Origin of the sequence: Flavobacterium sp. C4GT6, from assembly GCF_036347315.1 — a bacterium.
Lineage (GTDB): Bacteria > Bacteroidota > Bacteroidia > Flavobacteriales > Flavobacteriaceae > Flavobacterium.
The window spans coordinates 178,187-201,029 of record NZ_JAZGZU010000001.1; the positions used below are offsets into that span (position 1 = coordinate 178,187).

24 protein-coding genes are annotated in these 22,843 nt (G+C 42.7%); 15 read left to right on the top strand and 9 right to left on the bottom strand.

Features of this window, described 5'->3' with window-relative positions; genetic code table 11:
* Positions 1–6: 6 nt before the first annotated feature.
* The 9 genes from V3Z67_RS00700 to V3Z67_RS00740 are packed head-to-tail and all read left to right on the top strand — an operon-like array spanning position 7 to position 7,155.
* Entirely contained in the window at positions 7–687 is a 681-nt protein-coding gene (locus V3Z67_RS00700; protein WP_330441512.1) for a conjugal transfer protein TraI, read from the top strand.
* A gap of 12 nt (positions 688–699) precedes the next feature.
* Complete coding sequence (locus tag V3Z67_RS00705) at positions 700–1,311, top strand: hypothetical protein (protein ID WP_330441513.1); 612 nt, start codon at positions 700–702, stop codon at positions 1,309–1,311.
* A gap of 2 nt (positions 1,312–1,313) precedes the next feature.
* The gene (locus V3Z67_RS00710) at positions 1,314–1,949 is read left to right on the top strand and encodes a TerB family tellurite resistance protein (RefSeq protein WP_330441514.1); all 636 of its coding nucleotides are present in this window, start codon (positions 1,314–1,316) and stop codon (positions 1,947–1,949) included.
* 10 nt (positions 1,950–1,959) lie between these two features.
* Positions 1,960–3,162 carry a conjugative transposon protein TraJ gene (traJ, locus tag V3Z67_RS00715; RefSeq protein WP_330441515.1) on the top strand — a complete coding sequence of 401 codons (1,203 nt, stop codon included), beginning with the start codon at positions 1,960–1,962 and terminating at the stop codon, positions 3,160–3,162.
* Positions 3,159–3,782, top strand: coding sequence for a conjugative transposon protein TraK (traK, locus tag V3Z67_RS00720; protein WP_330441516.1), 624 nt, complete (start codon positions 3,159–3,161; stop codon positions 3,780–3,782). The genes traJ and traK overlap by 4 nt, the downstream gene beginning before the upstream one ends.
* Before the next feature lie 2 nt (positions 3,783–3,784).
* Complete coding sequence (locus V3Z67_RS00725) at positions 3,785–4,258, top strand: hypothetical protein (protein WP_330441517.1); 474 nt, start codon at positions 3,785–3,787, stop codon at positions 4,256–4,258.
* Positions 4,245–5,498 carry a conjugative transposon protein TraM gene (traM, locus tag V3Z67_RS00730; protein ID WP_330441518.1) on the top strand — a complete coding sequence of 418 codons (1,254 nt, stop codon included), beginning with the start codon at positions 4,245–4,247 and terminating at the stop codon, positions 5,496–5,498. The genes V3Z67_RS00725 and traM overlap by 14 nt, the downstream gene beginning before the upstream one ends.
* Positions 5,499–5,514: 16 nt before the next feature.
* A complete protein-coding gene (gene traN, locus V3Z67_RS00735; RefSeq protein WP_330441519.1) occupies positions 5,515–6,342 on the top strand; it encodes a conjugative transposon protein TraN in 828 nt (275 codons plus the stop codon).
* Positions 6,343–6,357: 15 nt separating this feature from the next.
* A complete protein-coding gene (locus tag V3Z67_RS00740; protein WP_330441520.1) occupies positions 6,358–7,155 on the top strand; it encodes a hypothetical protein in 798 nt (265 codons plus the stop codon).
* A gap of 18 nt (positions 7,156–7,173) precedes the next feature.
* Here V3Z67_RS00740 and V3Z67_RS00745 read toward each other — a convergent pair whose 3' ends face one another.
* Positions 7,174–7,365, bottom strand: coding sequence for a hypothetical protein (locus V3Z67_RS00745; protein ID WP_330441521.1), 192 nt, complete (start codon positions 7,363–7,365; stop codon positions 7,174–7,176).
* 82 nt (positions 7,366–7,447) lie between these two features.
* On the opposite strand from V3Z67_RS00745, the gene V3Z67_RS00750 reads away from it, so the two are divergent.
* The gene (locus V3Z67_RS00750; RefSeq protein WP_330441522.1) at positions 7,448–7,762 is read left to right on the top strand and encodes a helix-turn-helix domain-containing protein; all 315 of its coding nucleotides are present in this window, start codon (positions 7,448–7,450) and stop codon (positions 7,760–7,762) included.
* 4 nt (positions 7,763–7,766) lie between these two features.
* On the opposite strand, the gene V3Z67_RS00755 is transcribed toward V3Z67_RS00750, so the two are convergent.
* The 3 genes from V3Z67_RS00755 to mnmE all read right to left on the bottom strand — a co-directional run bounded on the left by V3Z67_RS00755 (position 7,767) and on the right by mnmE (position 11,114).
* Positions 7,767–8,924, bottom strand: coding sequence for a tyrosine-type recombinase/integrase (locus V3Z67_RS00755; RefSeq protein ID WP_330441523.1), 1,158 nt, complete (start codon positions 8,922–8,924; stop codon positions 7,767–7,769).
* Positions 8,921–9,484: a helix-turn-helix domain-containing protein gene (locus V3Z67_RS00760; RefSeq protein ID WP_330441524.1), complete on the bottom strand. Its 564-nt coding sequence runs from the start codon at positions 9,482–9,484 to the stop codon at positions 8,921–8,923. The genes V3Z67_RS00755 and V3Z67_RS00760 overlap by 4 nt, the downstream gene beginning before the upstream one ends.
* A gap of 232 nt (positions 9,485–9,716) precedes the next feature.
* Positions 9,717–11,114 carry a tRNA uridine-5-carboxymethylaminomethyl(34) synthesis GTPase MnmE gene (mnmE, locus tag V3Z67_RS00765; protein ID WP_330441525.1) on the bottom strand — a complete coding sequence of 466 codons (1,398 nt, stop codon included), beginning with the start codon at positions 11,112–11,114 and terminating at the stop codon, positions 9,717–9,719.
* A gap of 203 nt (positions 11,115–11,317) precedes the next feature.
* Between mnmE and V3Z67_RS00770 the strand changes: the two genes are divergently transcribed.
* The 4 genes from V3Z67_RS00770 (at position 11,318) to V3Z67_RS00785 (ending at position 16,755) form a co-directional block, all read left to right on the top strand.
* Complete coding sequence (locus V3Z67_RS00770) at positions 11,318–12,961, top strand: hypothetical protein (protein ID WP_330441526.1); 1,644 nt, start codon at positions 11,318–11,320, stop codon at positions 12,959–12,961.
* A gap of 148 nt (positions 12,962–13,109) precedes the next feature.
* Positions 13,110–13,949 (top strand): universal stress protein, encoded by an 840-nt coding sequence (locus V3Z67_RS00775; protein WP_330441527.1) that lies wholly within the window; start codon positions 13,110–13,112, stop codon positions 13,947–13,949.
* Positions 13,950–14,024: 75 nt separating this feature from the next.
* A complete protein-coding gene (locus V3Z67_RS00780) occupies positions 14,025–15,797 on the top strand; it encodes a MutS-related protein (RefSeq protein ID WP_330441528.1) in 1,773 nt (590 codons plus the stop codon).
* A gap of 109 nt (positions 15,798–15,906) precedes the next feature.
* Positions 15,907–16,755, top strand: coding sequence for an alpha/beta fold hydrolase (locus tag V3Z67_RS00785; RefSeq protein WP_330441530.1), 849 nt, complete (start codon positions 15,907–15,909; stop codon positions 16,753–16,755).
* Positions 16,756–16,915: 160 nt separating this feature from the next.
* Here V3Z67_RS00785 and dnaN read toward each other — a convergent pair whose 3' ends face one another.
* From dnaN to V3Z67_RS00810, 5 genes are all read right to left on the bottom strand, one after another.
* Positions 16,916–18,034, bottom strand: coding sequence for a DNA polymerase III subunit beta (gene dnaN, locus V3Z67_RS00790; protein WP_035130739.1), 1,119 nt, complete (start codon positions 18,032–18,034; stop codon positions 16,916–16,918).
* A gap of 83 nt (positions 18,035–18,117) precedes the next feature.
* Positions 18,118–19,803, bottom strand: a complete 1,686-nt coding sequence (gene gldG, locus V3Z67_RS00795) for a gliding motility-associated ABC transporter substrate-binding protein GldG (protein ID WP_442902252.1) — start codon at positions 19,801–19,803, stop codon at positions 18,118–18,120.
* Positions 19,803–20,528, bottom strand: coding sequence for a gliding motility-associated ABC transporter permease subunit GldF (gldF, locus tag V3Z67_RS00800; protein ID WP_330441532.1), 726 nt, complete (start codon positions 20,526–20,528; stop codon positions 19,803–19,805). Before gldF ends, gldG begins: the two co-directional genes overlap by 1 nt.
* 46 nt (positions 20,529–20,574) lie before the next feature.
* On the bottom strand, positions 20,575–20,871 hold the full coding sequence (locus V3Z67_RS00805) for a putative quinol monooxygenase (RefSeq protein WP_330441533.1): 297 nt from the start codon (positions 20,869–20,871) through the stop codon (positions 20,575–20,577).
* Positions 20,872–20,929: 58 nt separating this feature from the next.
* Entirely contained in the window at positions 20,930–21,757 is an 828-nt protein-coding gene (locus tag V3Z67_RS00810; RefSeq protein WP_157483566.1) for an SAM hydrolase/SAM-dependent halogenase family protein, read from the bottom strand.
* A 104-nt stretch (positions 21,758–21,861) separates the two neighbouring features.
* Between V3Z67_RS00810 and V3Z67_RS00815 the strand changes: the two genes are divergently transcribed.
* Complete coding sequence (locus tag V3Z67_RS00815; protein ID WP_330441534.1) at positions 21,862–22,809, top strand: PhoH family protein; 948 nt, start codon at positions 21,862–21,864, stop codon at positions 22,807–22,809.
* Positions 22,810–22,843 lie beyond the last annotated feature (34 nt).

Consider the following 22,843-nt stretch of genomic DNA (forward strand, 5'->3'; position numbering starts at 1 on the left):
AACGCTATGAAAATAATTGCAAAAATAATGGTGTGCCTGCTGCTGTTCAGCAGTATCGAGGCGCGTCCGGCGACCTCCGCACCGCCCATACTGGCTTTGATCCGTGAGGCCGTGGTCAGGGCCATCAAGGCGATGGACCTTAAGATACAGAAACTGCAGAACAAAACCATCTGGCTGCAGAACGCCCAAAAGGAAATAGAGAATACCCTTTCGAAGGTAAAACTGGATGAGATCTCCGACTGGACCAAAAAACAGAAGGAACTGTACCAGGAGTATTACGATGAGCTCAAAGCGGTCAAGTCCATTATCACCCAGTACCAGCGCATCCGCGATATTACCGACAAGCAGGCGCGCCTGCTCTCGGAATACCAGCGCGGGTGGCAGCTCTTCCAACAGGACGAGCATTTTACAGCAGACGAGCTAGACTATATGGAGGAGGTATACGGCGGCATCCTTGCCGAGAGCCTTTCCAATATGGAGCTGATCTTTTCGATTATTGAATCCTACACCAGCAGCATGAGTGATGCCCAGCGCCTGGAACTCATCAATGAGGCGGCGGACCAGATTGACCGCAACTACGATGACCTGAAACGCTTTAACGGGCAGAATGTGCTTCTGAGCCTGCAACGCGCCAAGACCTCGAAAGAAGTGGAACAGTTGCGCAGGTTGTACGGCAGTGTACACTAAAACAATACCGTGATGAAAACACTATTGACCATAACAGCCCTGCTGTTGTCTTTTGTACTAGTTGCGCAGTCAAGCCATGACCGGGTTATGCTGCAGCAGATCGCAGCCCTTAAGACCTACGGCAGCTACCTGAAAAAAGGCTACCGTATCGCCTGTGACGGGTTAAATTTTATCGGAGACCTGAAGGACGGCGAGCTGAACCTGCATAGCCTGTTTTTTGAGGGGCTGGATAACGTAAGCCCTTTTGTGCAGGACTATCCCAAAGCAGGTGCCATTGTCACGCTGAACACCCGTATTACCGAGCTACAGGAAAAACTCTCCGGTCAGCTTGACGATGCCCTTTTCTATGGGAATGAGAAAGACTATATCCGAAGGGTGATCGCGCGCGTATTGGAAGGTTGTGCCGATGATCTTGAGGCGCTTGAAGCCGTACTGTCCCAAACCGGCTATACCGCTGATGATGCTGAGCGCATTGACCGTATTGACACGCTTTATGCCAATACGGAAGACCGCTACCGCTTTGCCCGTGACTTTTACGATCAGTGCATGCTATTGGTAAACGCCAGGGCACGCGAAGCCCGAAACGTACAACAGGGTGAACGCCTGTACAACCTAAATCCATAATTATGAAAGCACTTCGAAAACTACTGTTTGCCGGCTTAATGTTTTTAATTACCGTTCAGGGCAATGCCCAGGTACAGGAACTCAAGCAGCTCGCATTGAATATTGAAAAACTAGCACAGTTCAGGGCGATACTCAAAGACATGAAGGAAGGTTATGAGATACTGACCAAGGGCTACAACACCGTTAAGGACCTGACCGAGGGCAATTTCGACCTGCATAAAACTTTTTTAGATGCACTGCTGCAGGTCAGCCCTGCGGTACGCAATTACAAAAGGGTGGGGGAGATCATCGATTACCAGGTAGAACTGGTTGGCAATTCGGGCCGCCATCGCAACAAACTGCAGTCCAGCGGACTTTTTGCCCCTGAGGAACTCGACTATTTCACGCAGGTATACGACCGAATCTTTCGGGAAAGCCTGCGCGATCTGGAAGAATTGACGGCGGTACTGACCGCCGGGGAGCTGCGCATGTCGGATGAGGAACGCCTCGCGGCCATCGACAGGATCTATCTCTCGGTGCAGGACAAATGCCTTTTCGTAAGGGATTTCAATTCGCAGACCGGGATACTCGCCCTGCAACGCGGCAGGGAAGCCCATGATGTGAAAGCCCTACGACTACTAACCCAAACCAACCCTTAAACTCATTGTTATGGCTATTAAATGTCAAAAAAAACTATGGGGCATAGCAGCACTACTGCTGCTGCTTCCCGCTGTAGGCTACAGCCAGTCCATGGCAGAGGAGATGAACGGCCTTCATGCCGTGCTGGACCAGCTGTACGATGAGATGATGCCCCTGTGTAGCGACCTTATCGGGATATCCCAGGGTATTGCCGGTTTTGCAGCCCTGTTCTATATCGCCTCAAGGGTGTGGCGGCACCTGGCCAATGCGGAGCCCATTGATTTCTATCCGCTGTTCCGTCCTTTTGTGATCGGCTTCTGCATTATTTCCTTTCCGCTGGTCATTGCCATTATCAACGGTATTATGAAACCCGCGGTCAGCGCTACCGATACCATGGTGGAGAATTCCAATGCCGCTATCGAGGAGCTGCTACGCCAGAAGGAGGAAGCTATTAAGACCACCGATGCCTGGCAGATGTATGTTGGGGAAGACGGCAGTGGCGACCGGGAACGCTGGTATAAATATACCCACGAGGAGGATTCAGGATCGGGGGAAGGGCTGATCGAGAGTATCGGCAACGACATCAAGTTTGCCATGGCCAAGGCTTCGTACAATTTCAGGAATTCGGTCAAGGAATGGATGAGCGAGGTGTTACGCGTTCTCTTTGAGGCTGCAGCACTTTGCATTGATACCCTGCGCACCTTTCAACTGATTGTCCTGGCCATATTGGGACCACTGGTATTCGGGCTGTCTGTCTTTGACGGCTTCCAGCATACCCTGACCGTTTGGCTGGCCCGCTATATCAACGTATTCCTGTGGCTGCCCGTAGCCAACATCTTCGGGGGAATCATCGGCAAGATACAGGAAAAGATGCTGCAGGTCGACATTGCACAGGTCAACGAGTACGGTGACACCTTTTTTAGCAGGACCGATATTGCCTACCTGGTCTTTATGATAATCGGTATCATCGGGTACTTTACCGTACCCTCGGTCGCCAATTACATCGTACACGCCGGCGGGGGCGGGGCTTTTGGACAGAAAGTGACCAGTATTTTCGGGGGTACCGCCACGGCTGCAGCACGTACCGCATCCATGGGTGCCGGTATGGCAGCCGACGGGCTTGGGGATGCTGTAGGCAGGATGTCGGGAAGTTATTCCGGCCACGGGAGCAGCGGGCCCTATTTCGATAACGACAATTATATGAAAGATAAAGTAAAAGGCAATGAATCATGATGTTCACAAAAATTGACAACCTTGAAACCGCTTTCCGCCATGTAAAAACCTTTACGATGGTCGTGGTGGCGGCCAGTGCCCTGGTGAGTGTCTTCGCCCTCTACCAGAGCTATACAACGGTACACCGCCTGCAGGATAAGATTTATGTGCTGGCCAACGGCAAGGCCATTGAAGCCTATGCTTCGGACCGCAGGGACAATATCGAGGTGGAAGCGCGCGACCACGTGCGCAATTTCCATCACTATTTCTTTACCCTTGACCCGGACGACAAGGTCATCCGTGAGAACGTGGCAAAGGCACTGTATCTGGCCGACAACTCGGCAAAACGGGTGTACGACGACCTTAAGGAAGGCGGGTACTACTCCGGTATCATCTCGGGCAACATCAGCCAGGGCATGACCATAGACAGTATCGTGGTGAGCGTCGGGAACTATCCCTACTACTTCCGCTGCTATGCCAAGCAGCAGATTGTAAGGCCGACCAGTATACTCAAGCGCAACCTGATTACCGAGGGTAACCTGAGAAATGTATCGCGCAGCGACAACAACCCGCACGGCTTCCTGATTGAGCGTTGGCGTACCCTGGACAACAAAGATATCGGAACCGAAAACCGCCACTAGCCATGAACGATAAAAATCAACATAAAACAGACAGGCCCAGCCTGCCGCAGCAGATAAATGCGTTGCGGCTCCGGACACAACTGGCCTGGGTGGAATGGATGGAAGCCAGGGCAGCCCGCCTTTCCCGAAAAGGACAGTACCTCTTATTAGGCCTTTTTATGGCCGTATCCGCAGGCTTTTGCACACTGATGCTCTTTGGAGGCCTTGGTAATATAATAGGCTTTACTGCAAAACCAGAGGCTATCCGCCGTGTTGCCGCTCCGCAGATCAGCAGTCCCAAAGTGGCGCCTGATGATTCCGTGCTGCAGGAACGACTAGCTATTTTCCATCACTACTGGGACAGCCTTTCACAATCCGCATCCGGACGAAAGACCCGCGACAGTTTGCTGCAGGCCCGGCCGGGACTGCTGGACAGCATCAGTATAGCCGAACAATTAATCGCAACTCAAAAACACGATTCAGATGAAAAACAATGAACCCGCACCGATGCGCAGGAAAAGAAAAATCCTTTGGCTCCTGCCGCTTTTACTGCTTCCCTTTGCCACGCTCTTCTTCTGGGCTATGGGAGGGGGAACACCTACCACTGTTGAGGGACAGCCCAAACGCGGCTTTAACCTGAAGCTGCCTGCTGCCAACCTGGAAGATGAAGCATCCTTTGACAAGATGCAGTATTATGACAGGGCCGCACAGGATTCCAGCAAGATCAATGACCTGAGGAAAAAGGATCCGAACTACTCGTATGACACCCTTAACGAACCGACCGATTCGGTTAACGGGACCGGCAGGCAGCGCAGTGGGCTCTCCATAAGCAATTTCCAGAGCCCCCAGGAGAAAAAAGTCTACGAGCGCCTGGAAGCACTACAACGTGCTGTCAGCAGGCCACCTGAAGCCAAAATAGTACCGCCTGCTGAACCCGCTGTTGAACAGCCTGTAGCCAATAATAGCCAGAGCAGGGCATTGGAAGAGATGCTGCAATCCATGGAAACGGCATCGGAGCCGGACCCCGAACTGGCACAAATAGGCGGTATGCTGGAAAGTATACTGGATATCCAATACCCCGAGCGCGTGCAGCAGAAACTGCGAGAGCAGTCCAAAAGCAACAGGGGTAGGGTCTATGGCATTGCCTCACAACAGGACGAGGAGGTGGTATCCAGCATAGCACTACAACAATCACATAAGGTCGCCTTTGCACCCACCACTGTCCATACCGGTTTCTACGGCCTTGATGAAGTGACCACGGAAACCTTTCAGAATAACGCGGTATCGGCGGTCATTGCCGAGACACAGACCGTAGTCAACGGCGCGACGGTAAAAATGGAACTGATACAGGAAATCTACATCAACGGGCAGGTAATCCCGAAAGGCACTTTTGTGGTGGGTACCGCTTCCCTGAAAGGGGAGCGCCTGACCATAGAAATACAGAGCATCCGACACGGCAATTCCTTATTCCCGGTGGAACTGGCCGTATATGACCTTGATGGAGAGAGCGGCATTTATATCCCCGGAGCCATCAACAGGGATGTCGCCAAGGCTTCGGCAGACCGCTCCATGCAGACCCTTGGGGTTACCACCCTGAGTGATTCCTGGAGTGCACAGGCGGCAGGTGCCGGTATTGAAGCGGCCAAGGGGCTCTTCAGTAAGAAAGTGAAGTTGGTAAAAGTAACCCTTAAAAAAGGCTACCGTATCCTGCTTAAAGATGAAAAACAAGACGAGTAATCCAAATAATCAGACTATGAAGACAACATTTATTTTAAGATGTGTGCTGCTGTTGCTTCCTGTTGGCCTTTGGGCACAGTACAGCGGATCGGCATTGCCGGCTAACAGGGAAATCGGCATTTCCGAACAACAGACTACCAGCCTTTTGTTCCCGTACCGTATCCTGAGTGTGGACAGGGGAAGCAGGGACATACTGGCCCAAAAGCCTAAGGGGCTTGAGAACATATTACAAATAAAGGCGGTGCAGGAAGAATTCCTGGAGTCGAACCTGACGGTGGTCACCGCGGACGGGAAACTGTATAATTTCCTTGTGTACTACGAAGCCTGTCCCTACTACAGTGCTTATGACTTTACGGGCAAGGGCTCGGGAGCCGTTGTCGCGGAGCAGACGGACAATGCCGCACTGCTTGATACCCTGGCTTCCAAAGCCTATCATGACCGGCACCGTATCCGACAAAATGAAAGCGATAACGGCATCACACTGTCGGTTACCGGTATGTTTGTGGAAGGGGAGTATTTCTTCTACAGGATCACCATAGAGAACACTACGAATATCAGCTACACTATAGACAGGCTTCGCTTTCTGATCCGTGACCAGAAAAGGAGCAGGCGCACCGCCTCGCAGGACATTGAGGTCACCCCGATAACGGTATGGGAACCGACTGAAAAGGTACCGCCCAATGCCCTGAAGACCTTTGTGGTGGTACTGCCCAAGTTCACCATACCGGATAAAAAGAACCTGTTTGTAGAATTGACTGAGGCATCCGGTGGCAGGCACCTGCAGCTGAAGCTGCGCAACCGAAAGGCAACGGAAGTAGTGCCGCTGCCAACTTTTAACGAATAACTAAAATGATGTACTATGAACGAGCGTAATTATGACTACCTGAAAGACCAGGTAAAATACACCGGCTTCGGCGAGGCCCTGGAGGGCGAACTGAAGCAGCAGATGGAGAAGCAGCAACCCACTTTCAGCCTGAAGCATGATGCCTTTTATGGCGAGGACAAGGTCAGTGCGGAACTGAGTTTCAGGAAATCGGAACAGACCGACCTGTATTTTTTCAACTCCTACAAAGTAAGCCTTCAGAAGGAGGGCAGGCCTGAATCATTGGAGCAAACCTTTTACATCAATAAGGGCAACAACATCACCCTGAAGGAAGCCTACAACCTTATGGAAGGAAGGGCCGTGAACAAGGACCTGACCAGCAGGGAAGGGGAAGTGTATAACGCGTGGGTTTCTTTGGACTTCAAAGATACCGATAACAACGGCAACTTCAGGTTGAACCACTACCATGAGAATTACGGCTATGACCTTGAGGCGGCAGTGGGCAAACATCCTATCAAGGAATTGGATAATCCCTCGCATAAGGAAGATCTTATGAATTCCCTGAAAAAGGGTAACCTGCAGTCGGCGACCTTTATCAAGGACGGGCAGGAGGTAAAGCAGTACCTGGAGGCCAACCCGCAGTTTAAGACGGTCAATGTCTATGATGCGGACAAAAACAGGCTGGACATGCGCCAGGGTAAAGAGCAGCAGCAAAGTGAGAAACAAGGGCAGTCGTCCAAGCAGGGTCGCGGGCAATCCGCCAAGGGCGCTGATGAGGACGCAGCCGGGGAGGCGCAGCAAAAGAAACAACGCCGTAAGGCACAATCCATGTAACTCAGTATGAATCCCCTGTCAGTATTCCTGCGAGGCAGCCTGAACGATTACCGCATCAGCAGCACCCATATCGGGGTCTTTGCCGCACTCGTACAGTACAGCACTGACAGGGGTAATATCAATCCCTACCGGGCCTACAGTTACGAGATCATGAAAATAGCCCGCATATCCAGCCTGAAAACTTATAGTCGCTGCATGCAGGACCTCCATGCCTATGGCTATTTGAGTTACGAGCCCTCAAAAAAGAAAAACCTGGCCAGCAGGATCCGGTTCAACGAATAAACCCCTACCTATGAAACCTTTTACCTTTGACCAGATCCCTAAACTTATCGGCAAACTCTTCGACAAGATGGATCGTATTGAAGCGCTTCTGAAAGGCCTCAACATTGAGCCGCATACCGAGGAAGAGCTGCTCAGTATTACCGAAGCGGCGAAGTTTCTCAACCTTTCTGTGGCCACGTTATATTCCAAAGTCAGCCGTAACGAGATACCCGTATGTAAAAAGGGCAAAAGGCTCTACTTTTTGAAATCGGAACTGACCGCTTGGATACAGTCCGGCAAAATTCCAACCAACGAAGAAATAATGGAAAGGTCAAGGCCTGATTAAAGCTTTACGTCTCATCAATTCTTTTTATTTTTATTTTTTCTGCTGCCTCCCTTTTTCGCTGATCCACCACCTTGGTATAAATCTGTGTTGTCTTTACACTTTTATGCCCCAGCATCTTAGATACGGTCAGCAGGTCTGTACCATGGGCAATCTGTAGTGTGGCATACGTATGTCGGAAACAATGAAAGGTGATATGCTTGCTGATACCTGCATCGGTTACCCAAATGGGCACCAGCCGGTCAAAATCCCACTTTTTAAGGTTTGGAAATACCATTTCCTCCGTACCAGTCGGTTTCCCCAGTATTTCAAAGGCCATTTCTGAGATGGGAAGGTTCTCCTGTCTTTGGGTCTTTTGCTGGGCGAACCTGATATAATAGCCATCATTTAGTGTATACTGTACTTCTTTCCATTTTAGTTTTTGGATGTCCGAATATCGCATGCCCGTCAGAATTGAGAACAGGCTGACCCTTTTGACCACTTCTTTTTTACAAGGAGTGTGGAACAGTGCCGTGGCCTCTTCCAGTGTCAGGAAATTCCGTTGTGATTCCTGTTCCTTAATCCCTTCAATACCTGCATTCACATCAGTGCGCAATAATCCTTCCTTATAGGCTTTCTTCAGGGTGGTCCTTAGTTTGTTGAAATACGACAGCGCCGTATTCCTGGCCAGTACCTTTCCGGTATCCCTTCTGCTTTTGGCCTTTAACAGATAGTCACGGTAATCATCCACTAACACTATCGTGATATCCCCGAAACTTAATTTCTGACCATCGGCAAAGTTTTCAAAATGGCAGATGGCGCTCTCCCAAATCTCATTGCTTTGCCCCGAACGTTTTGCTGCCTGCTTTTTGAAGTAGGGCAGGAAGGGACGTTTGGCAATTTCTTTCTGGCGCAGCTGCTCCAACTCAAAAGGCGTATAGATAAATTCCTTGTTTACCTCGTTGCGGCGACGGGTACAGATCATTTCAGCCATTCTCAGGTTCTCGGAATTATTGAGTTTTTCAGCAAAACCTTTCGGTTTTTCATAGATGTACAGTTTCAGGAATTCCCTGCGTGTCTGGATTCCGGTCTCCGGATCGGTTACAGGCGGATAAAAGTCAAGATATAGGGACTTCCTGCCACCGCTAAGTGTTTTGCTTCGTAATGTTACACGCGTCTTTTTCATAGCTCCACTGCATTAAATATAACATCGAGTTCAGCTTTGGGAACATAGGTAAACTTACCTATGCAGTACTTTATAATCCCATGGCGGTGCAACAGATGGTACAGTGCCGCAGGGGACACGTTAAATTCGGCTTGTACCTGACTTATAGTATAGCAGTGCTCAATACCCGGAAAAGCCTGAACCGGTTCCATTTTTTGCGGAATGATGGGTACGGCAAAAAAAGCTTCCATATCGCATTTTCTAAGCACGGTACGGGTTCCGAACTTGGCGATGTTCAGATGTCCTCGGTCAATTAACCGGTAAATTGTCCTTCTGCTGATTCCGAAGATCCTTCCCGCCTGGGTAATGCTAAGGAATTCCCGCTGGGTAATTTTCTCCAAATCGCCACTTAATATACGGCTGGTCTGCGCATTGGTTTTGTCTATTTTTTCCTGTCGCTGCGCGGCTTTGTAGGCCTTACTGTTGCACTTATGGGAACAGTATTTTGTGGTTGTTTTTTTAGCCGTGAATTCCTGCAGACAGAACTCACAGATTTTCTTAATTCTGATGTTGGTACTCATTCTCCCAATATTTTGTGCCTCCCTGTGCCTAAGTGTGTCTCTGTGTGCCATTATTTCGCCAAAAAAAGGTCCCGGAGGACAACTTTGGTGGCGAGGTACAAATGGGGTACAAATTTGAGCCAAACATCACCAAATAAAGATAAAGTGGCTAAAAATGAAAAACCAGTTAAATTGCTGTTTTATAACAATTTAACTGGTTTTGTTTGTGTTGTCTTGCGATGTTTTGCGCCTGCTATTTACCAATACAGAAATTAGCAAAAATATTACCCAACAATTCATCATTAGTAACCTGACCAGTAATTTCTCCAAAGTAGTATAGCGCCTGCCTAATATCAATAGCCATAAGATCGGCAGGGAGATTAGAGTTTAGCCCAAACTGTACCTTTTGAATCTCATCTAAGGCTTTCAATAACGAATCATAATGCCTGGTATTGGTTACTATTGTTTCGTTGTTTCGTAACGCTCCTGTGTTTACAAAAGAAAGCAGCTTATCTTTCAGATCCTCAACACCTGTATTTTCTTTAGCCGAAATAAGCATTAGTTCTTCAATAGCTGAAGTAATTTCGTTTTTTTCAACATCAGTAAGTTTGTCGGCTTTGTTTCCTAAAACAATAAGAGGTTTTAAAGGGAACTGGTTTTTTATTTTTTCAATCTCAATTTTAAGTCGGTTAAGGTATTCGCTATCATTTGCCAATGCCGAACCGTCTATAAGGTAAATAACAACCTGAGCTTGCTCTATTTTTTCAAAAGTCTTTTTAATACCAATATTTTCAACTACATCTTTGGTTTCCCTGATTCCGGCAGTATCAATAAACCTGAACCCTATACCATTTATAACCAGTTCGTCTTCAATAGTATCTCGTGTTGTACCGGCAATGTCAGATACAATGGCTCTTTCTTCATTCAATAAAGCATTAAGCAGGGTAGACTTACCAACATTAGGCTCTCCTACAATAGCTACGGGAATACCATTTTTAATAACATTACCTACAGCAAATGAATCGATTAATCTTTTAAGTACAAACTCAATTCGGTTCAGCAAATCATGGAATTGGGTACGGTCGGCAAACTCAACATCCTCTTCAGAGAAATCTAGCTCAAGCTCTATTAGAGAGGCAAAATTTAGCAGCTCATCGCGTAGTTTGGCAATTTCGTTAGAAAAACCACCTCTCATTTGTTGCATAGCAATTTGGTGTGAAGCCTCATTATCACTGGCAATTAGGTCGGCTACTGCTTCAGCCTGCGATAAGTCCAGTTTACCGTTAAGAAATGCTCTTAGTGTAAACTCACCGGCATTAGCCATACGGCAACCACTACGCAACAGTAACTGAATAATTTGCTGTTGTATGAAGGTAGAACCGTGGCAGGAAATTTCTATAGTGTTTTCTCCGGTGTAGGAGTTAGGTCCTTTAAAAAGGGATAGTAATACCTGGTCATAAATTTTATTGTCATCGGCAATATGACCAAGGTGTATGGTATGTGTTTTTTGTTTAGTTATATTCCTACCGGAAACCGAACGAAAAACCTTAGATGCTATAGTGATGGCATCTTTACCTGATAAGCGTATAATGGCTATGGCTCCGGCTCCCGAAGGTGTTGCAAGTGCTACAATGGTGTCCTGTAAAATCATAAACAAAAGTTTTTTGCAAAGATAGTTATTAAACACACAACGCAAACATTTGTTCATTCGTCGTGTAAATGTTACCATTCGTCTATCTATGAGTTATATATTGAAAATCTTTTAGTTACATTTGCATTATAATTTGAATAATGAAATTCAAAAAATAAATATTACAATCAGTTAAATAATTTTTCACCCCCACAAAACTGACTATGAATAAGAGTTTTATCCGCTTAGGCGCTCTTGTAGGAGCAATGGTATTAATGATTTCCTGTAACAATGACGACAATTCGGTAAACACACCGGACGTACAGGAAAAAATTATTTTAAACACCGATTCCCAATCCCTAAATCAAAGAATTAAATTTGACAATTCAGGAGTACTAAATGTAGACCTTCCTATAGCTGGCAGAGACGGCGAAGATGTTGCCGGAAATTTCCCTCTTGAGCTTGTTGCTGAAGTACAGCCACCTGTATATGGAGATTTAACCCTGAAAGCTACTCATGTTGCAATTAACGGTAACTATGCTTATGTATCTTACAATACAGAAGGAGAGGCTTACTCTGGAGCTATTGATGTAATTGATATTTCAAACCCTGCTGTTCCTCAACTGGTAATGCAGGCTGTTTTACCAGATACCGATATTAGTTCGCTTACATACGATAACGGAGTTTTATATGTTGCAGGTGCAGCAAGTACTGATACTTTCCCAGAGCTTGATTCACCAGCTTTTACAGCAGCTATGACACTTTCTAACGGACTTTTGAGTACTAACTATACTCAAACTACTATTGTGGGTAATGTAGGTACATCTGTAACATCATCCGGTAACAAGTATTTTGCAGTATCTGGAGATAACGGTGAACTTGTAAAAGTAAATAAGTCTAACAATCAGATTGAAGCTACTATCCCGGTAAATGATTTAAGAGCGGTAGCATTCAACAGTAACAAAGTTGTAGTTTTAAGCGGAACTCAGGGAGTAAAAGTGTATAACGCAAACAACATGAATCAGCAAACTACTTTTGCTACTCCACAGGATGTTGCTTCTGCAAAAAGAACAATAGACTTTTTAGGTAACAATACCCTTCTGGTTGCCGAAGGTTACAACGGACTTGGGGTGTACAACTACAATTCAGGTAATAAAACACAAACTATAAACGTACCAACATTTGTTGACGGCGTAGATTCATCAGATATTACAACAAACGCGGTATCTGTAAACGATGACAAGGTATATATCGCTAATGGTGGTGCCGGACTTTATATTTATGAGAACGGAAATGGAAATCAGGGACTTAATATTATGGGATCTATTAACCTTGAGGGCTCTTGTAACTATGTGGTAAGTAAAGACAAATACATTTTTGCTGCCATGGGTAACGGAGGCCTTAAAATAGCCCGTATTATGACTAATGTACAAACTATTGACTGTACAGATTTCCCAACTTACAACGGATCATCATGGTTAAACGTAAACTCTAACCAAACTAAAGAATACCAAGGATCGGCTTCATTACAGGGAGTGAATGTAAATTCAAACTCTAACCTTACTTTCTGTGGTTCACTGTCGGTTTCTCAGGGACTAAACGTAAACAGTCACGGTACTTTTTACATGAAAGGTTCACTGGCTCAGGGACAGGCAAACAACCCTTGGTTATCGCTTAATGTTAACAGTAATGCTGTATTACGAATTGAAGGTAGTGTAGTTATATATGGTAACCTTGTATTAAACAGCAACTCTACACTGGAGTTTGTAGGTGCGGGTTCATCAATTACAGTATATGGTAACGTAACAAAAGGAAGCAATGTAACCATTACAGGAGAGTATATAGATACTTTTAACAACGTTAATTAAAAAACACAAGCAAACACACTTATAGGAGAGGCCGGCTTTTAGCCGGTCTTTTTTTTTAACAAAAACCTTACAAACAACAGTGATAAATGTCATAATTTTAAGACGATAATTTTTGTAACTTTACACTACATCAACTTCGTACTTATTTATGAAACGTATTCTTTTTCCTACGGATTTCTCTCAGGCCGCAAAAGCCGCCTTTGTATATGCCCTGCGCTTTGCCGATAGCTTTGACGCTGAGCTCATTCTTTTACATGTATATGACTTGCCAATAGTTGATACTCCGCCAATGCCGGAAATGACTAAGGAAATTTTTGACATTGTAGAAATGAACCAGTTTGAGAGTTTTAGGGAAGAATTACCGGAACTTCATAAAATTGCCGAGAAAAAAGGGTTGGGGCACGTAAGAATTAAAAATATGCTGCTGTATGGAGATTTGGTATACAATATAAACAAAGTGACCAAAGATGAGGATGTCGATTTTATAGTTATGGGAACTAAAGGTGCTTCGGGGTTAAGGGAAACATTTATAGGCTCTACAACCGCTTCTGTAATTTCTAATTCAGATGTTCCGGTGCTTGCGATACCTGAGGAAGCCGAGTTTCATCACAGGATAAAAAACATAGCCTTTACAACCCAATATAGGGAAAAAGACAATGATGCTTTAAAAAGTGCTCTTGAAATAGCCGATAAGTTTAAAGCAACAATACAGTGCCTTTATATTAAAAATCCTGACGATCCTACAGATATTGATGAAAGGATTGCCGAATGGAGAATGTATTACAGGGATAAAAATATCGATTTCTTTAATATAGCCGGAGATCATATAGAACAGACTATTCTTGACTTTATAGAGAGCCAGCATGTGGATATGCTTGTTATGCGTAAACACAAACGAGGATTTTTTGAAGGTCTTTTCCATAGGAGTCTTACCAAAAAAATGGCTTATCATACCAAAGTGCCATTGTTGATATTCCATGAAAATTAAATATACTATCCCGCTGAAAGGCGGGATTTTTTATAAGTCAATACTTATATTTGCGCTTTAACAAACCTCTTACCTATGGATTTTTATTCTTCAAGACTTACCCATTTTACCCAGCAGTTGGAACAACTAAAAAAACAGTACAATATTATTAGTTTTTTAAGGCTTGTAGCGGTATTGGGAATTTTATTTTTTGGCTGGCAGTTACTTAAAACAGAAGGGGATTTTGTTTATTTAATTGGTATAGTAATCGGTATAATTGTTTTTGCTTTTCTTATGAAGAAGCACGGAGCCATCTCTAAAGCAAGAACAAGGGCAAGAGCATTAAAGAAAATCAATATAGATGAAATGACCTTTTTGAAAAAAGAATGTATTCCGTTTGAAAATGGGGAGGAGTTTATTGATTTTCACCATACCTATTCGTACGATTTGGATATTTTTGGTAACAGGTCACTATTCCATAATATGAACCGTACCCAAACCTTTAAAGGGAAAGAAAAATTAGCTTTATTACTGCTTAATGTATTACCTCAGGATGATATACTTAAAAATCAGGAGGCTATTAAAGAGTTAAGTGCTAAGCCCGAATGGAGGCAGGAAATTATGGCTATGGGGAAAATGAATAAGGATAACGGAACGATATATAAAAAGCTTATAGGATGGAGTAAAAGTAATCTGAAGGGAATATCAATATCATCCCTTATTGCCGCTTATGTGTTACCTATATTATTAGCATTTGCGCTTATTGCCTATTGGATAACAGGGAATAGGTATTACCTGGATGTTTCAGGTTTTTTGTTTGTTTTTAATCTTGGTTTTCTTTCTACGCAGTTTAAACTGATAAAGTCTGAAATTGCCGATACAACCGAAATCCATGAAATTATACACAATTACGGACTCATAATAGAGCAAATTGAAAAGGAATCGTTTACAAGTGATAAACTAAAAGGACTACAGCAAAAACTTGTATTGAAAAACCATAAGGCTAGTGAGCAGATAAGAAGACTCTCAGATCTGCTCTCAAGGATGGATACGGTAAACAACCTTTTTGCCATGATACTGTTTAACGGCGCTTTTTTATTCCATGTACATACACTAAACACGCTTTTAAAATGGAAAAAAGAACACGCTGAGGCCATTTCACACTGGCTTGATATAATAGCCGAGGTAGAAGCTTTAAACAGTTTGGCTAACTTATATTACAATAATCCTGAATTCACCTTCCCAAGCCTTAATAACGACTATAAGGTAAGCTTTACAGATGTTGCCCACCCGTTACTAAATGTTAAGACAAGGATAGGGAATGATATTGATTTCACTCCGCGATTTATGATACTTACAGGTTCTAACATGTCGGGTAAGAGTACCTTTTTACGCAGCTTAGGTGTAAATATGGTACTGGTAGGAGTAGGAGCTCCGATTTGTGCTGCACAGGCTAATATACATCCATTACCTGTTTTGGTATCTATGAGGCTTTCTGATTCTCTTTCCGACAGTGAATCGTATTTCTATGCCGAAATAAAGCGTTTAAAGCAAATTATGGACAGTTTAGAAGAAGAAAGGGCATTTGTATTACTAGACGAGATTTTGCGTGGTACAAACTCTGATGATAAGCAAACAGGAACTATTGAGGTTGTAAAGAAAATGGTAGCACGTAAAGCCATAGGCGCTATAGCAACCCACGATATTGAAGTATGTAACACTACCGCACAATATCCTGAAGATTTGCGTAACAGTTGTTTTGAAGCTCAAATTGTAGACAACGATCTTTACTTTGATTATAAGTTAAGGGATGGAATTTGTAAAAATAAAAGTGCTACTTTCCTTATGGAAAAAATGGGTGTTATATAACAGTTTCAGGTTTAACGTTTATTAACAGCTAAATATTTCTTAATCAGTTTAATGTTGTTTTTTGAGGTTAGTAACTTTAGGTATTATTAATTCAAAACAAAAAACAGCTATGCCATTTATTACAACAAATTCTGTTAGCTTATCAGGCAGTTCAGAACAAGTCAATATTTTTTATCAGGATACAGGCAGGGGCAAACCGGTAATACTAATTCACGGTTGGCCTTTAAGCCATGCCATGTGGGAATACCAGCTAAATGAATTGCCAAAACACAATATAAGAGTTATAGCCTACGACAGACGTGGTTTCGGGATGTCTTCCCGCCCTTGGGAAGGATATGATTATGATACTTTTGCATCCGACCTAAAAGCTCTTATAGAGGAACTTGAACTTACCGATGTTACCCTTGTAGGGTTCTCGATGGGAGGAGGGGAAGTAGCCCGTTATCTTTCTAAATATAATGAAGATGGCAGGGTGAGTAAAGCCATATTGGTAAGTGCCGTAACTCCTTTTTTACTGGAAACAAATGATAATCCTACCGGTATGCCACAGGATGTGTTTGAGAATATTAAGGTGCAACTGGAGCAGGATAGGGCCCATTTCTTATCTAACTTCGGGAAAACATTTTTTGGGGTAAACATATTTAGTCACCCTGTGAGTGATGAGCATTTACAGCACACGCTTAATATGGCTATGAATTCGGCAGGATATGCAGCTATAAAATCAATGCAGGCGTGGTCTACAACCGATTTTAGGAAGGATTTACCAACTATAAAAGTACCTACACTGGTAATACACGGTAAGGACGATGAAACTGTCCCTATTGATGTTTCTGCCGAAGAAACGGTTAAATATATTCCGCACAGTGAGTATTTGATTTATGATGATGCCCCACACGGACTTTTTTATACCCATATGCAAAAGTTTAATGAAGATATTATTCGTTTTATTAATTCATAATTGCTAATACTATTAGCAACATAAAAAAACCGCAATACAATTAAGTGTTGCGGTTTTTAAATATAAAAAAGGGTTGGATAATAGCGTAGCTATGACACAGTTATATCAGTCCCTGTAATAATAACTATTGGGAATTACTGTGTTTGTAAAAGGCTAGGACTTAGTTGTTAAGCATAACCGGCATTACCAGCATGGTAACAGTCTCACCTTCATCAAGTCCGTCAATAGGAGTAAGGATACCTGCACGGTTAGGTAACGACATTTCAAGCATAATTTCGTCGCTTTGCAGGTTGGTAAGCATTTCTGTAAGGAAACGCGAATTAAAACCTATTTGCATGTCGTCTCCCTGGTAATCACACGTAAGTCTTTCTTCTGCTTTGTTTGAGTAGTCAATATCCTCGGCAGAGATGTTAAGTTCAGTACCAGCAATCTTAAGGCGTATTTGGTGTGTTGTCTTGTTAGAGAAGATAGCCACACGACGTACAGAGCTTAAGAAAGAAGTTCTGTTTATTAATAGCTTATTAGGGTTCTCTTTAGGTATAACCGCTTCGTAGTTAGGGTATTTACCGTCAATTAATCTACAGGTTAGTATGTAGTTGTCAAAAGAGAACGTAGCGTTAGAGTCATTGTATTCAATTTTTACCTCTGCGTCAGATGTTGCTAATATACCTTTAAGAATATTAAGCGGTTTTCTTGGCATGATAAAATCAGCAACCTGAGATGCTTTTACATCGGTTCTTGCATATTTAACCAGTTTGTGAGCATCGGTAGCTACAAACGTAAGTCCTTCCGGAGAGAACTGGAAAAATACACCTGACATTACAGGGCGAAGGTCGTCATTACCGGCAGCAAAGATAGTTTTGCTAACAGCAGTGGCAAGTACCTCTGCAGGAACAAGGGTAGAAGAAGGATCCTCAAGCGATACTGCTTTAGGGAACTCCTCACCAGATGCATAAGCAAGTGCATATTTACCTGAGTTAGAGCTTATCTCTATAGTGTTGTTATCCTCTACTGTGAAAGTAAGTGGCTGCTCAGGGAAAGTTTTAAGGGTTTCCAGTAACAGTTTTGCCGGAACGGCAACGCTACCCTGGCTTTCTGAATCAATTTCAAGAGAGGCAGACATGGTAGTTTCAAGATCTGAAGCAGAAACCGTAAGCTGGTTATTATCTAATTCAAAAAGGAAGTTATCTAATATTGGCAGTGTGTTACTGCTGTTGATAACGCTCCCTAGTACCTGAAGCTGTTTTAGCAAATATGAACTGGATACAATAAATTTCATTTCTTTGGTCTTTGATTTTCGTAAAAATTACGTTTCACAAATATATCGTAATCAAACCGAATGTGAAATATTTTTTATTAACACTATCGGGAATATTTCCTTTTTCGTAAAAATGTAAACAGTAAGCCGAACACAAGTAAAATTATGATTGGTAATCCGACAGTTATAAACTGTACGGTCGTGTACTGTTCATAAACTTTTTCCTTATCAAGCATTGGCAGTTGCACTTCCTTGCTTCTTATGTTAATAAGTCCTGTATCATCTAACAGATAATTTACGCAGTTCATAAGGAAAAGCTTGTTATCATAAATCTGATTGGTCCATTTGTCATATCCCAGTTCAAGAGGCTGATAACTTTGGTCCAGTTGATTTTTTATAATATCACCATCGGAAATAATAATCATCTTATTATCAACTCCAACAGACTTATATGATGGATCTTTAAAAGGGAGTACCCTGTTTTCATACATAGAGTGAAACTGACCTTCCAGTAATACAGAAAGCGTTGAATAACCCTGACCTTCGTAATCCTCCGGTTTAGTTTTTTCGTTTACCATATCAAGGCTAACAGGTGTTGGCGTACCTATAGCTTTTGAGTAGGGAGACGACTGTAGTAATATGGTTTTACTTATATTGTTTTTAAGTGTATCAATACTGTTGGCAAAGTCAAACTTAATCCCATCCATATTTTTCACAATAGGATTGTCTGACTCGGCATATACAAACGGAGCAAAGCGCCACAGGTATTGCTGGTACTGTGTTTCACTACCCATTTGCCCCACAGCCAGTGATATAGGTGTAGCCCTTTCATCTTTAACCAATGTAGGGTTAATTCTGACCCCATATTTAAAGAACATGTCGTCCAGATTAAGCTTACGCGGGAAAGCCAGCGTTCTGCCACTTTCATTATATAAGCTATCCATTTCGGCCTGTACAGCGTCTACCATCCACAGGGTTTTACCACCGTTAACAATATACTGGTCCAGTACTTCTTTTTCCTCTTCGGTAAACTCCAGTGTTGGTTTTGCTATAATGGCAAGATCATAGTCTTTAAGTGATTTTAGCGTATTCATTGGGTTGTTTGCAACCGAATCAAGCGTAAACGGGGCTATGAAATAGTTTTCGCGTACCTGTTTAAGGAAGTCGGCCATCAGTAACTCATGTAACTCTCCGTTTCCTTTTATAACTGCAATTTTCTTTTCTTTCTCTTTGGTAACCTTATTGATAGCATCGGCAAAAGCATACTCAAGGTGCTGAACCGAACTCACTACCTTTTCGGCAGTAGAGGCGCCCATCATGTTTTTAAGAAGCTGTACTTTGGTTGTTTTATCACCATAGCTTACAATAGCCCACGGGAATACCACTTCCTGACTCTGTTTACCCTTATCGTCTACAGTAACGCTAATAGGGGTTAAGCCCCTGCTGTAAAGCATACGCATATCCTGCTGTCTTGTTTCCTCTTCGGCAAGCGGATTTTCAAAGTGGAATTTAATATTTGGGTTATAAGCCTTAAACTCTTCCAGTAACTGACGTGTTTCTGTTTGAAGACGTTTAAACTCACCGGGGAAATTCCCTTCAAGCAGTACATCTATATAAACAGGTTCGTCTACGTTTTTTACAAGGCTTAATGTTGCTTCAGATAAGGTATAGCGTTTGTCCTGTGTAAGGTCAAAGCGTTTAAAAATAAAGTTGCCTAAAAAGTTAGCGGCAAGTAAAAGTAAAACCGTTATAAGCAGTTGTTTCGTTATATGTTGTTTTCCCTTTTTCATTACCATTTAAGTGTTTTAAGTTTATAAACAGTAATCGATAAGAAAAGTACAGTGATGCTTACAAAGTAAATAATGTCTCTTGTGTCTATAACACCACGGCTAATACTTTTAAAGTGGTAATCCATACCTAAAGCCGAAACAAAATCACTAAAGCCTCCAGCTATGGCAGAAATACCTTCAAAACCATAGTAGAATACAAAACAAAGGAAAACAGCCATTATAAAGGCTACTATCTGGTTATCTGAAAGGGCAGAGGTAAATATACCTATTGCCGAATATCCGGAGATAAGGAATAGTAACCCGAAGTATGATCCTATTATACTACCTGTATCTATACTGCCCGATGGGTCTCCCAGTGATGACAGTACAAAAACATAAACTATGGTAGGTAGTATTGCTAATATAATTAGCAAAAGCGCTCCTAAAAATTTTCCGTTAACCATTTCCCAAACGGTAAGCGGTTTGGTAAATAAAAGTTCTATGGTTCCCTGTTTCTTTTCGTCAGAAAAGCTACGCATGGTCACTGCCGGGATAAGGAAAATAAGTATCCACGGTGCAAGCGTAAAGAAGGGGCTTAAATCGGCAAATCCGCTGTTAAGTATATTAAAGTCGCCTTCAAATACCCAAAGGAACAACCCGTTAAGCAAAAGGAAAATAGCAATAACCAAATACCCTATGGGCGACCCGAAAAAGGATTTGATTTCTCGTAGCAGCAATGCTTTCATTAGTAATGCCTGGTTTTTAGTTTATGGTTAACAGTTATTAATGTTTTTATGGTAAACTAACTACTTTGTCTACACTCCAGGCCTCAGGCCTGTCTTTAAACAGTTTTTTGGTAAACGACCATACCTCTTCAAACAAATCAGAGTGTCGGTAGTTTTCTAAATCTTCTTCGGTTTCCCAATAACTGTAGGTAAAGAATACCGAAGGATCTTTTTTATCCCTGTATAGTTCTAAAAAACGGTTTCCGGGATAATTTCGTATGTGTTGCTTGAATTCATGGAAGTTATTTAGAAAAATATCCACCTTATCTTCCTGAAAGCTCATTTTTACAATCCGTACAAACATACTGTTTTTTAAATTTTATTGTTATTGTATCGTGTAATTATTATTGATTTGCCCAAAACTATTTGAAAACCACATTTACCACGTCCCTAAACTTGAGGCCAAGCAGTGTGCGGGCGGTACCTACAGTTAACGGGTTACTCCTGTATATGGCCACTTCAAGGTAACCGGCCTCATTAAAAATAGCCAGCTTTTCGCCCTCATAATCCTTGAGAGAAAACTTCTCATTTACAGCAAAATCAGAGTATCCTGATTTAACAGCTTTAATAGTTTTGGTACTAAAGGTTATTTCAAAGTTTCTACCTTTGGCAACTTCCTTAACCAGTTTTTGGGAAATGTTAGTAACACAGTTACCAAAATGGTCTATGTATACTACATATCCTTTAATAGAATTTTTATCGCTTGCCACAACAGCCTTAAGCTCGTTGGTTTCCTTAAGCGACTGTATTTCCCTGCCAATAACGCTTAGCGATCCCCCTTTTGCCAGGTGGCAGGCTACTGTTACAAATACATCCATAGCTGTACTTCCACTAGGGAGACGGTCGTGAATGTTTATTTCAACTATGCGTTGTGGTACTACTTTTCGGGTAAGGATGCTTAAAATCCCATTATCGGCACAAATAAAGTAATGGTCGTTCCATTGCATGGCTATGTGCTTATTCTCTTTGGTAAGTTCGGCATCTACACCAATAAGGTGAACCGTACCTTTTGGAAAACTGTTGTAAGCAGCACCAATTACATAACTGGCTTCCGAAACATTAAAAAGGTCTATATGATGGGAAATGTCTACAATGCGAGCCTCTGCATAATCAGATATAATTTTCCCTTTCAAAGCGCCCACAAAATGGTCTTTGATGCCAAAGTCGGTAGTAAGGGTAATTATTGACATAAAATTGTGCAAAAGTTTTAAATAAGCGATTTCAAAAATTCACTAAATTTGATTGCAAAGCTAATAATTATATAGCTACCAATCTTAATTAAAAATAACTGCTTTTGAACGAAAGAATAATTGAACTTGTAGACATCGCTCCAAAAGATTTTTGGGGCGCACAGGACTCCCACCTGGAAACTATTAAAAAATACTACCCCAAATTAAAAATCGTAGCAAGGGGTACTACACTTAAAGCCTTTGGAGAAAAGGAAATACTAGATGAGTTTGAAAAGCGGTTTAAAAGGTTAATGCTTCACTTTACGCGTTATAATAACATAGATGATAATGTTATTGAAAGGGTAATACAAAGCGATTCACAAACCGAAATGATGGATCCCAGTGATAAAATACTGGTACATGGTATAGGAGGGAAGCTAATTAAGGCCATTACCCCAAACCAGCAAAAGCTGGTAGATTCCATGTATAAAAATGATATGGTATTTGCCGTAGGGCCAGCCGGTACAGGTAAAACCTATACAGGTGTTGCCCTTGCCGTAAAAGCACTTAAAGAAAAACAGGTTAAGCGTATCATATTAACACGCCCGGCAGTAGAGGCAGGTGAAAACCTTGGATTCCTACCAGGGGATATGAAGGAAAAACTGGATCCTTACATGCAACCATTATATGATGCTTTGCGTGATATGATTCCGCATGAGAAGCTGGAGGATTATATCCTTAAAGGTATTATCCAAATAGCGCCACTGGCATTTATGAGGGGACGTACGCTTGATAATGCTTTTGTGATACTGGATGAGGCGCAAAACACAACCCATTCACAAATGAAGATGTTCCTTACCCGTATGGGGCGTAACGCCAAGTTTATGATTACGGGCGACCCGGGACAGGTAGATTTACCACGCAGAACTACATCCGGACTTAAAGAGGCGCTTTTAATTCTTAAAAATGTAGATGGTGTAGGTATTTTATACTTGGATGATAAGGATATTGTTCGCCACAAACTCGTTAAGAAAATTATTGATGCTTATAAAAGCATAGAAAACCACGATTAAAATTAAAAACTAATATCTAATCATGCCCTTTGGT